Below are 11,511 nucleotides of genomic sequence, written 5' to 3' on the forward strand. Positions count from 1 at the left end.
CATAAAAAAGTTTCCAATCAGATGACTGGAAACTTTTTTTATAGTCTATTTCGAAAAACTTCGTACATGAGAATGGCTGCAGCAACACTGGCATTAAGGCTTTGAACATGTCCATTCATCGGAATGGTAATCATTTCATCGACCTGTTTTTTGATGTTGCTAGAAATGCCTTTTCCTTCATTTCCGATGATGAGAGCAATTTTCCCTTTTGTATTCCATTTATGGCAAGGAGTCCCATTCATATCTGTTCCAAAGGTCCAGAAGCCTTCATCCTTGAGTTTATCTAAAGTTTGACTGAGATTGGTTACTCGGGCAATCGGAACGTGTTCAATAGCACCTGTGGCTGTTTTGGCAACGACAGGAGTTACTCCGACAGCACGGTGCTTGGGAATGATGACTCCTGAAACATTGGTCGCATCAGCGGTTCTTAAGATGGAGCCTAAGTTGTGAGGATCAGTTAACCCGTCCAGAATCAATAGCAAAGGATTTTCTTCTTGGCGTGTTTTGGCAAGAATGTAATCTAGCTCGCTATAGGCAAATTCAGACACTCGTAGAACAAAACCTTGGTGGACAGCACCTTCAGTCATCTCAGAGAGGGATTTTTTTGAAGTCCAAGAAATGGACACCTTCTTTTCTGTAGCCAGTTCCTTGACTTTCTCAACATTCTTACCTCGGAGATCTTCTTGGAGGTAGAGTTTGTTGCCAGTGTTTGCAAGGAGAGCTTCGGTAACGGCGTGGACGCCATAGACAATATCATTTGTTTTCATGCCTCTATTATAACACAAAACCCCGTCTTGCAACGGGATTTTCTTTATTCTAGAATCAGTAAACCATCTTTAACTGCAAATGGGTCTTTTTCATTGATACGATCGTAAAACATGATACCGTTGATGTGGTCAATTTCATGCTGAACAACGATGGAGTTGTAGCCTTTGAGCTTGATACGGTATTTTTCTCCATCCTTGTCAAAGTAGTCAACAGTAACGCGGGCATGGCGAATAACATAGCCAGGCACGTTGCGGTCAACAGATAGGCAACCTTCTCCTTCACCAAGAGCAGCGTCTTGAACAGAGTGAGAGACGATTTTTGGATTGTACATAATAGCTTGCAAGTCGTAAGCTTCCTCTGGAGTTTCGCCTTCTTCGACAATATTTGGTACCAAAACAGCGATAATGCGTTTTGAGATATCTAATTGAGGAGCAGCAAGTCCAACCCCACCGCGGAGTCCCATCTTTTCAGCCATGACAGGATCTTGGGAATGTTTGAGGAATTGCATCATCTTTTCGCCAAGAATGATTTCTTGATCAGATAGGGGGAAAGTGACTTCCTCAGCAACTGCGCGTAGAGTAGGATTCCCTTCGCGGATAATATCGTTCATATCAATTAAGTGAGCAGCTTTTGTAATACGTTCTATTGCAGACATTTTCTCTCCTTTCATTACCTCTACATGATATCACAAAATGACAAGGAATGAAAGCATTTCGGCATCTAGCTTTTATAGAAAATACCTAGTAGGTTCGATTCAATTGTGAAAGAATTACTTATCTGTGATATAATAAAAAGAAAAGGCTTGCATTAGAAAGTAGGGAGAATGAAGATGCAAAGAAGACAAGATAGACATAAACGTGGACCAGTTTTTCATTTTGTGAGAGGCTTTGTAAACTTTTTTAGGAGTTATCGCAAGTGGAGTAATAAGGGATTTGTGGCGATACTCTTGCTAGCAGTTGCTTTATCAATGGGCTTGGTCTTGCTGTTTGAAAGTTTCCAAGGAATCCCCTTGACCAGTCAAAAAAAGGATGCCATTTCTAAAGAAGCAAATAAGACAAATCAAAAATCTAAAGATCAGGAAGAAGAAACAAGTGCTCGTATTATGGCCCATGGAGATTTACTTTACCATGATATTATCTATATGTCAGCTAAAAAGGAAGATGGCAGCTATGATTTTCATGAGAATTTTGAGTATGTTAAACCTTGGCTCAAACAGGCTGATTTGGCCATAGGTGATTTTGAAGGAACTATTAATAAAGATCATTATTTAGCGGGGTATCCTTTATTTAATGCTCCTGGTCAAGTAATGGATGCTATTAAAGATGCTGGGTATCATGTTTTAGATTTAGCCCATAATCATATTTTAGATTCGCAAATTGAAGGAGTTATTTCAACAGCAGATTCTATTGAAAAGGCAGGAATGACACCTATTGGAGTTTATACGCACGAGTCACGTGATCAAGCTCCACTCGTTATCAAGGAAGTGAACGGTATCAAGGTTGCACTTTTGGCTTATTCTTATGGATTTAATGGAATTGAGCAAAGTATTTCTCAAGAAGATTATAATCGCTATCTTTCAGACCTAAACGAAGATAAGATGAAGGCTGAAATTGAGCGTGCAGAGAAGGAAGCGGACATTACTGTTATCATGCCTCAGATGGGTGTTGAGTATCGCATAGAACCGACTGAAGAGCAAAAGGCTTTATACCACAAGATGATTGAATGGGGAGCGGATATTATCTTTGGAGGCCATCCACACGTAGTTGAGCCATCAGAGACTGTTGAAAAAGATGGAGAGAAAAAACTTATCATCTATTCTATGGGAAACTTTATTTCTAACCAACGTATTGAAACAATGACTGGTGTAGACAATGCGAAGTGGACTGAGCGTGGTGTTCTTATGGATGTAACTGTCAAGAAAAAAGGTGGAAAAACAACTATTGACACAGCTAAAGCTCATCCAACTTGGGTCAATCGAACACCAAAGGGAACCTTTTCACCAGAAGGATATCCCCTATATCATTATCAAACCTATATCTTAGAAGATTTTATCGAGGGTGGCAGTCATCGTGATCAGTTAGATGAAGCGACTAAGGAACGAATTGATACAGCCTATAAAGAAATGAACGAACATGTGGGATTGAAGTGGGACTAACTTGAATCCAGAGGAAAGTAAATGACGATTAAGGTAATTGCGACAGATATGGATGGGACCTTGCTGGATGCTAGAGGCCAGCTTGATCTCCCACGCTTGGAAAAAATTTTAGATCAGTTGGATCAAAGGGGGATTCGTTTTGTCATCGCGACGGGCAATGAAATTCACCGTATGAGGCAACTACTGGAGCACTTGGTGGATCGAGTGGTTCTAGTTGTTGCCAATGGTGCTCGTATTTTTGAAAATAATGAATTGATTCAGGCACAGACTTGGGATGATGCTATTGTAGATAAGGCTTTGGCTCATTTCAAGGGTCGGGCGTGTCAGGACCAGTTTGTTGTAACGGGGATGAAAGGTGGTTTCGTCAAAGAAGGTACCATTTTTACAGACCTTGAAAGTTTTATGACTCCAGAAATGATTGAAAAATTCTACCAACGGATGCATTTTGTGGATGAATTAACCTCTAACCTCTTTGGTGGTGTACTCAAGATGAGTATGGTTGTTGGTGAGGAACGTTTGAGTTCGGTTTTGGAAGAAATCAATGACCTCTTTGATGGCCGTGTTCGTGCTGTATCGAGTGGCTATGGTTGCATTGATATCCTTCAAGCTGGAATTCATAAAGCATGGGGCTTGGAAGAATTACTCAAACGTTGGGACTTGAAGCCTCAACAAATCATGGCTTTTGGTGACAGTGAAAATGATGTTGAAATGCTTGAAATGGCTGGAATTGCTTATGCGATGGAAAATGCTGATGACAAGGCCAAAGCTGTGGCGACTGCTCTAGCACCAGCCAATAGCCAAGGAGGAGTTTATCAAGTCTTGGAAAACTGGTTAGAAAAAGGAGAATGAAGTGGCAGTACAGTTATTAGAAAATTGGTTGCTAAAGGAACAAGGTAAAATCCAAACCAAGTACCGTCATTTGAATTGCATTTCTATTGTAGAGCCAGACATTCTTTTTATTGGGGATTCCATTGTCGAATATTATCCTCTGCAGGAACTATTTGGGACTTCAAAGACAATTGTCAATCGAGGAATTCGTGGCTATCAGACAAGGCTGTTACTTGAGAACCTCGATGCGCATCTGTACGGTGGAGCGGTAGATAAAATTGTCCTTCTGATTGGGACAAATGATATCGGAAAAGATGTTCCTGTAAATGAGACTCTCAATAATCTTGAAGCTATCATTCAATCCATTGCTCGCGATTATCCATTGACTGAGATTAAACTGCTTTCCATTTTGCCAGTCAATGAGGGAGAGGAGTACAAGCAGACGGTCTATATCCGTACGAATGAAAAAATTCAGAAATGGAATCAAGCCTATCAAGAGCTTGCTTCTGCCTACATGCAGGTGGAATTTGTGTCAGTTTTTGATAGTTTGACAGACCAGGCAGGTCAACTCAAAAAAGATTATACAACTGATGGGTTGCACCTTAGTGTTGCTGGTTATCAGGTTTTGACAAAATCTTTGAAAGACTATCTTTTGTAGTTAATTGCTTTCCTTTTTGCATTTTTGTGTTAGATAAGGTATAATGGTTTTATTGTCTTTTGGGGTCGTTACGGATTCGACAGGCATTATGAGGCATATTTTGCGACTCATCGGCAGATGTAAAAATGCCAGTTAAATATAACTGCAAAAAATAACACTTCTTACGCTCTAGCTGCCTAAAAACCAGCAGGCGTGACCCGATTTGGATTGCTCGTGTTCAATGACAGGTCTTATTATTAGCGAGATACGATCAAGTCTCGTCTAGTGGCTTGATAAGAGATTAATAGACTCGCAGTTTCTAGGCTTGAGTTATGTGTCGAGAGACTGTTAAAATAATACATAACCTATGGTTGTAGACAAATATGTTGGCAGGTGTTTGGACGTGGGTTCGACTCCCACCGGCTCCATTATTCCTTTGCATTCTTTTGCATTCCTTGGTAAAACGTTGTTAAATCAGCGTTTTTTATTTTTATCTTTGGTATTCCTTGGTATTCTTTTGCGAAAAAAGGAGTCACAAAAGGAGTCACATATAGACCCTAAAACAGACCCTATTTTTAAAAAAGCGATACAAAAAAGGATACAACATTTTTGTCGTATCCAAAAAATAATTTTTCTTTTCTACGGAAGACATGGGATTCGAACCCACGCACGCTGTTACACGCCTACCGCGTTTCCAACACGGCCTCTTAAGCCTCTTGAGTAATCTTCCAATACTTACTCAAATAGTCTACCATAAAGGCTCTTATCTTGCAATAAAAATTCTGGAAATAAGAAAAATGATAGTTTGTGAAAGAAAATGATAAAAAATGCTTGACTTTGAAATGTAGTATGATAGAATGAATAGTGTAAACGATAACAGGAGGTGATTCAGTGTTAAAAACAGAGCGGAAACAACTGATTTTAGAGGAGTTAAATCAACATCATGTAGTTTCTCTAGAAAAATTAGTTAGTTTGCTAGAGACCTCAGAATCAACGGTTCGAAGAGATTTGGATGAGTTGGAAGCGGAAAACAAGCTTCGTCGCGTGCATGGTGGAGCAGAATTGCCCCATTCCTTGCAGGAAGAAGAAACCATTCAAGAAAAATCTGTCAAAAACCTTCAAGAGAAGAAGTTACTGGCTCAGAAAGCAGCCTCTCTCATCAAGGAACAAGATGTCATTTTTATCGATGCTGGAACAACAACTGCTTTTTTGATTCATGAATTGATTAATAAGAATGTTACAGTCGTGACCAACTCGATTCACCATGCTGCTCAGTTGGTTGAAAAGCAGATTCCAACTGTCATGGTTGGAGGAAGTGTCAAGATGGCGACAGATGCGAGCATCGGGGGCGTTGCTCTTAACCAGATTAACCAATTGCACTTTGATCGTGCCTTTATCGGGATGAATGGTGTGGACGATGGTTATTATACGACTCCAGATATGGAGGAGGGAGCTGTTAAGTGTGCTATTTTGGAGAATGCCAAACAGACCTATGTCTTGGTGGATTCATCAAAAATTGGACAAACTTGCTTTGCCAAGGTAGCACCACTTAAACGCGCTATCGTTATCACAAGTCAAGGACATGAGCTCTTGCAGGCTATTAAGGAAAAAACGGAGGTAATAGAAGTATGATTTATACAGTCACACTCAATCCATCTATTGATTATATCGTTCGTTTGGACCAAGTCCAAGTCGGTAGTGTTAATCGTATGGACAGTGATGATAAATTTGCTGGTGGGAAAGGAATTAATGTCAGTCGTGTCTTGAAACGTTTGGATATACCAAATACAGCGACGGGATTTATCGGAGGTTTTACTGGTAAATTTATCACAGATACTTTGGCTGATGAAGAAATCGAGACACGTTTTGTCCAAGTGGCAGAAGATACTCGTATCAATGTTAAAATCAAAGCAGACCAAGAAACAGAAATCAACGGAACGGGTCCAAATGTCGAACCAGCTCAGCTAGAAGAATTGAAAGCTATTTTGTCTAGTTTGACTGCAGAAGACACGGTTGTATTTGCGGGTTCAAGTGCTAAAAATCTAGGAAATGTTATCTACAAGGATTTGATTGCCTTGACACGCAAGACTGGTGCGCAAGTGGTTTGTGACTTTGAAGGACAGACCTTGATTGATAGTTTGGACTACCAGCCACTTTTGGTCAAACCAAACAATCATGAACTTGGAGCGATTTTTGGGGTTAAACTCGAAAGTTTAGATGAAATTGAGAAATATGCTCGTGAGTTACTGGCTAAAGGTGCTCAAAATGTCATTATCTCTATGGCTGGGGACGGTGCCCTTCTTGTCACATCTGAGGGAGCTTACTTCGCTAAACCAATCAAAGGAACAGTCAAAAATTCAGTTGGAGCTGGTGATTCTATGGTTGCTGGATTCACAGGTGAATTTGTCAAATCAAAAGACGCAGTAGAAGCCTTCAAATGGGGGGTTGCTTGTGGAACAGCAACCACCTTCTCGGATGACTTGGCAACAGCAGAATTTATTAAAGAAACATATGAAAAAGTTGAGGTAGAAAAACGATGAAAATTCAAGACCTATTGAGAAAAGATGTCATGTTGCTGGATTTGCAGGCGACTGAAAAAACTGCTGTCATCGAGGAGATGATTAAAAGTTTGACAGAGCACGGTTATGTGACAGATTTTGAAACATTTAAAGAAGGAATTTTGGCGCGTGAATCCTTGACTTCTACAGGTTTGGGTGATGGAATCGCTATGCCTCACAGCAAAAACGTTGCTGTAAAAGAAGCGACAGTTCTCTTTGCCAAGTCAAACAAGGGTGTTGACTACGAGAGTTTAGATGGACAAGCAACAGACCTTTTCTTCATGATTGCGGCTCCAGAAGGTGCCAATGACACTCACTTGGCAGCCTTGGCAGAATTGTCTCAATACTTAATGAAAGACGGTTTTGCTGACAAACTTCGTCAAGCAACATCAGCTGACCAGGTTATCGAACTTTTTGACAAAGCTTCAGAAAAAACTGAAGAGCCTGTTCAAGCACCTGCCAATGAATCTGCCGACTTCATCGTGGCTGTTACAGCTTGTACAACAGGTATTGCTCACACTTACATGGCCCAAGAAGCTCTTCAAAAAGTGGCTGCTGAAATGGGTGTTGGAATTAAGGTCGAAACCAACGGTGCTAGTGGTGTTGGTAACCAACTAACTGCGGAAGACATTCGTAAGGCTAAAGCTATTATCATCGCAGCAGATAAGGCTGTAGAAATGGATCGTTTCGATGGTAAACCATTGATCAATCGTCCAGTTGCTGACGGTATCCGTAAGACAGAAGAGTTAATTAACTTGGCTCTTTCAGGAGAAGCGGAAGTCTACCGTGCAGCTAATGGTGCAAAAGCTGCAACAGTCTCTAACGAAAAACAAAGCCTTGGTGGTGCCTTCTACAAACACTTGATGAGTGGTGTATCTCAAATGTTGCCATTCGTTATCGGTGGTGGTATCATGATTGCCCTTGCCTTCTTGATTGACGGTGCTTTGGGTGTTCCAAATGAAAACCTTGGCAATCTTGGTTCCTACCATGAGTTAGCTTCTATGTTCATGAAAATCGGTGGAGCTGCCTTTGGTTTGATGCTTCCAGTCTTTGCAGGTTATGTTGCCTACTCTATCGCTGAAAAACCAGGTTTAGTAGCAGGTTTCGTGGCTGGTGCTATTGCCAAAGAAGGTTTTGCCTTTGGTAAAATCCCTTATGCAGCAGGTGGTGAAGCAACATCAACTCTTGCAGGTGTCTCATCTGGTTTCCTAGGTGCTCTTGTTGGTGGATTTATCGCAGGTGCTTTAGTTCTTGCTATCAAGAAATACGTTAAAGTTCCTCGTTCACTTGAAGGTGCTAAATCAATTCTTCTTTTGCCACTTCTTGGAACAATTTTGACTGGATTTGTTATGCTAGCTGTTAATATCCCAATGGCAGCAATCAACACTGCAATGAATGACTTCCTAGGCGGTCTTGGAGGAGGTTCAGCTGTCCTTCTTGGTATCGTCCTTGGTGGAATGATGGCTGTCGATATGGGTGGACCAGTCAATAAAGCAGCCTATGTCTTTGGTACAGGTACGCTTGCAGCGACTGTTTCTTCAGGTGGTTCTGTAGCCATGGCAGCAGTTATGGCTGGAGGAATGGTGCCACCACTTGCAATCTTTGTTGCCACTCTTCTCTTTAAAGACAAATTTACTAAGGAAGAACGCAACTCCGGTTTGACAAACATCATCATGGGCTTGTCATTTATCACTGAGGGAGCGATTCCATTTGGTGCCGCTGACCCAGCTCGTGCGATTCCAAGCTTCATCCTTGGTTCAGCAGTAGCAGGTGGACTTGTTGGTCTTACTGGTATCAAACTCATGGCGCCACACGGAGGAATCTTCGTCATCGCTCTTACTTCAAATGCTCTTCTTTACCTCGTTTCTGTCTTGGTAGGAGCAATCGTGAGTGGTGTGGTCTATGGTTACCTACGCAAACCACAAGCAGTTAAATAAAAGGGAACTATATACCAGTTTAAACCAACCACAAAATGTAGTATTTCAACAATATCGAAAAAGACGATTTCCGTTTGGAAATCGTCTTCTCACTATTTCAATAGTTCATACTCAAATAATTTACTTTCAAGCTCATTCTCATAGTAATCAGCTAACCTTGTTTTGAGTTCTTTTAGTTTAGTGTTAACTTTTTCATTGTTGAATATCTTTTTATCATTACCATCTTTGTATGATGTATTTATGTCCAATTCAATTTGATAAGTACCATAATTGTATTTTGGATTATATTCTTGAGTATTTTTAGCTAGTTCAAGTAATTCATCGAAGACACCTAGCAACATTAAGTCAGCTCTATCAAGTTTTCCATATTTTTCTTGTTCGACCAATTCTTTACGAACTAGAGAGTTCTCATCTAGGCACATTTCGTTACTATAAAACTTTCCATCAGAACCATCAAAGCTCAAACAATGATTTTTTTGAGAGATACAAGTCCATAATGTAGCTTTTCTAAGAAAATCTGTATCCTCTGTATACAAATCCCCTTTATCAGCAGTTGTGTAGTAAATATCCCTTTCATACCAGTTTTTTTGAGGGTATTGCTTGGCAACAAATAAAGCAGTTTGCTCTGCGTAATTATTTGTTCTAACTTGACTACCTCGTCCATGATAAATAGCAATTCTAGTCATTCTTATGTCCTGCGGAGTAGTACCAAAACCACTGGCTTCTATAACCGCTAAAATATTGTCATTATAAACAGGTTTTCCATAGCTTTTTAATGGTACTTCTTTACCATCGTAGCCAGTAGCAATTTTAGATAACACATCTGTTTTTAACTTTTTAGAATAGTATTCTCCTAGCGTTTTGTATACTTTTTTTATAGTGACATGCTTCACATCTTTAAGAATAGCATCCTCAGGTACATCAATGACTGCAGCTCTTTTCCCAGTTCCCCATTTTTTATTATCTCTCCATATTTCTTTAGCAGTTACAGTAATACTTTCAGTTTCGTTATCTTGATCGTTTTTCCAAAGTGCTACCAAAACGGAACTTTCTTGTGCTTTAAAGTTCCCTCTGTTTGCTAGAAAACCATTAATAAAGATTTTTTGCATTAGACCAACTGATTTCCAATACTTAACAGGAGCAAATAAAATATAATAGTCGTTTTCATCTCTCATAAAGTATTTTTCAAAAGACCAAACGAATTGATTTAGCAAATCTTTTGCATGGTTACTATCACCAACAAATTCATCGGACATCAATTTCCTTATATAGCTAAATTTATCTATCGATTTAACATTTCCTTCTTGAGCACGGGCTAATTCGCTAGAATAAGGGGGATTTTCAAAACCAATAATCGCAATATTTTTGTCATCTATGACTTCTTGTAATGTATTATGTTTTCCATCTGTTTCCATTGGAATTGATAAAAACTCTTCTGCTAAAGCATCCCCACCTGTTACTAAGTTCCCCTTGTTTTCTTGTACCATTGAAAGTGGTGGTATGATAGCCCGTACCTTCCCAATATATTTGTTATACAAAACAAGCCATTCTTTTATTTCATAAGTATTCAAGATAACATGGCTTAACTCTTCTTCAGTTAAATAATGCTCTAATGCTCCTGTACCAGCACATCTGTCCAAAATAACATAGTCCATGCCTTTAGGAAGATTGCTAATAGCTTGACGAACAAGTTTAGTTGCTTCTTTAACATAAGGTAGTGGTGTATAAAATGCTCCTAAATCTTTTCTATTTGCGGGGTCATTTAATGCGTCCATCACGGTGTCAAAATCGCTTTCGTCTCCACACCAAGGTAAGATATAGTTTTCGACTATTGAATTAGATGGTTGTTTGAGCATCTCAAACATTTGAGATTTTGTTGTTGTTTTATCGTGACGGTATATATAGTTAGCCCACCCTAAAATGTTTGGAAAATCAATTTCAAACTTTTGATACTCGTCTATTTGGAATAATTCACACAATTCACGATTTTTAGGGCTTTTTGGTTGAAGAACATCAAATTCAATTACTTTTTCAGGATTAGTAGCATTTTTTAAAGTGGTCTGATTTACATTTTTTGATGCACTATTCGTATAATTTTGTAAAATTTCTAAACGATATTGAGTTGCATCATAAACACTAGCACGATTTTTATTAATATCAACTAAAACGATTTTGCTTGGTATAGGAATACCACCTTTTATCCTTAATTTAGACAGATAGTGGATAGCTTGAACAAGCACAGCATTAAGATCAGCAATGCTATTTTTAAATTCAAACAGAGCTCCGTTAATGATACCATCAGTATTTTCGATTAAAATATCTTTTTCATCAAAACCGAAATTTCTCCAGAAAAATAAATTGTCAGCTCTTTCATTTCCAGATTGCCAACTTCTATCAATAGCTAGAGGAGCCATTTTACACCTCCAACAATCAACTCATTGAGTTGAGAAACAACAGAAAAGACCTTCTCACAAAAATGTGAAAAAGTCTGTTTTAGGGCTTGACAAAAAATACGCTTGATTACATAATCAGCGTGAGCTGTGAGCTGTGAGCTGTGAGCTGTGAGCTGTGAGCTGTGAGCTGTGAGCTGTGAGCTGTGAGCTGTGAGCTGTGAGCTGTGAGCTGTGA

General features: G+C 39.4%; 9 protein-coding genes, 1 tRNA gene, 1 other RNA gene and 1 pseudogene. 7 read left to right on the forward strand and 5 right to left on the reverse strand.

What is annotated here, in order from left to right; translation table 11 throughout:
* Window positions 1-38: 38 nt before the first annotated feature.
* Window positions 39-767 (reverse strand): 23S rRNA (guanosine(2251)-2'-O)-methyltransferase RlmB, encoded by a 729-nt coding sequence (rlmB, locus tag N5909_RS02850; RefSeq protein WP_000855753.1) that lies wholly within the window; start codon window positions 765-767, stop codon window positions 39-41.
* A 44-nt stretch (window positions 768-811) separates the two neighbouring features.
* Window positions 812-1,423, reverse strand: coding sequence for a peptide deformylase (def, locus tag N5909_RS02855; protein WP_271630771.1), 612 nt, complete (start codon window positions 1,421-1,423; stop codon window positions 812-814).
* Window positions 1,424-1,597: 174 nt separating this feature from the next.
* Between def and N5909_RS02860 the strand changes: the two genes are divergently transcribed.
* The 4 genes from N5909_RS02860 to ssrA all read left to right on the forward strand — a co-directional run bounded on the left by N5909_RS02860 (window position 1,598) and on the right by ssrA (window position 4,819).
* Window positions 1,598-2,923 (forward strand): CapA family protein, encoded by a 1,326-nt coding sequence (locus N5909_RS02860; protein ID WP_333908918.1) that lies wholly within the window; start codon window positions 1,598-1,600, stop codon window positions 2,921-2,923.
* Window positions 2,924-2,944: 21 nt separating this feature from the next.
* Window positions 2,945-3,772, forward strand: a complete 828-nt coding sequence (locus N5909_RS02865) for an HAD family hydrolase (RefSeq protein ID WP_033682003.1) — start codon at window positions 2,945-2,947, stop codon at window positions 3,770-3,772.
* A 1-nt stretch (window position 3,773) separates the two neighbouring features.
* Window positions 3,774-4,409: an SGNH/GDSL hydrolase family protein gene (locus tag N5909_RS02870; protein WP_033682002.1), complete on the forward strand. Its 636-nt coding sequence runs from the start codon at window positions 3,774-3,776 to the stop codon at window positions 4,407-4,409.
* Between the two features lie 61 nt (window positions 4,410-4,470).
* Window positions 4,471-4,819: a transfer-messenger RNA gene (gene ssrA / locus N5909_RS02875) on the forward strand.
* Window positions 4,820-5,030: 211 nt separating this feature from the next.
* Here ssrA and N5909_RS02880 read toward each other — a convergent pair.
* A tRNA-Ser gene (locus N5909_RS02880) sits at window positions 5,031-5,118 on the reverse strand.
* A gap of 161 nt (window positions 5,119-5,279) precedes the next feature.
* On the opposite strand from N5909_RS02880, the gene N5909_RS02885 reads away from it, so the two are divergent.
* The 3 genes from N5909_RS02885 to N5909_RS02895 are packed head-to-tail and all read left to right on the forward strand — an operon-like array spanning window position 5,280 to window position 8,883.
* A complete protein-coding gene (locus tag N5909_RS02885; protein WP_271630772.1) occupies window positions 5,280-6,020 on the forward strand; it encodes a DeoR/GlpR family DNA-binding transcription regulator in 741 nt (246 codons plus the stop codon).
* Complete coding sequence (gene pfkB / locus N5909_RS02890; RefSeq protein ID WP_271630773.1) at window positions 6,017-6,928, forward strand: 1-phosphofructokinase; 912 nt, start codon at window positions 6,017-6,019, stop codon at window positions 6,926-6,928. The genes N5909_RS02885 and pfkB overlap by 4 nt, the downstream gene beginning before the upstream one ends.
* Window positions 6,925-8,883 carry a fructose-specific PTS transporter subunit EIIC gene (locus tag N5909_RS02895; RefSeq protein WP_271630774.1) on the forward strand — a complete coding sequence of 653 codons (1,959 nt, stop codon included), beginning with the start codon at window positions 6,925-6,927 and terminating at the stop codon, window positions 8,881-8,883. The genes pfkB and N5909_RS02895 overlap by 4 nt, the downstream gene beginning before the upstream one ends.
* A gap of 92 nt (window positions 8,884-8,975) precedes the next feature.
* Here the strand turns inward: N5909_RS02895 and N5909_RS02900 are convergent, their stop codons facing one another.
* Together N5909_RS02900 and N5909_RS02905 are read right to left on the reverse strand one after the other, a co-directional pair.
* The gene (locus N5909_RS02900; RefSeq protein ID WP_271630775.1) at window positions 8,976-11,297 is read right to left on the reverse strand and encodes a hypothetical protein; all 2,322 of its coding nucleotides are present in this window, start codon (window positions 11,295-11,297) and stop codon (window positions 8,976-8,978) included.
* Window positions 11,285-11,511 (reverse strand): annotated as a pseudogene (locus N5909_RS02905) (hypothetical protein); the annotation flags it as partial. The pseudogene N5909_RS02905 and the gene N5909_RS02900, both read right to left, overlap by 13 nt.

The organism is Streptococcus gwangjuensis (assembly GCF_028156745.1).
GTDB lineage: Bacteria > Bacillota > Bacilli > Lactobacillales > Streptococcaceae > Streptococcus > Streptococcus gwangjuense_A.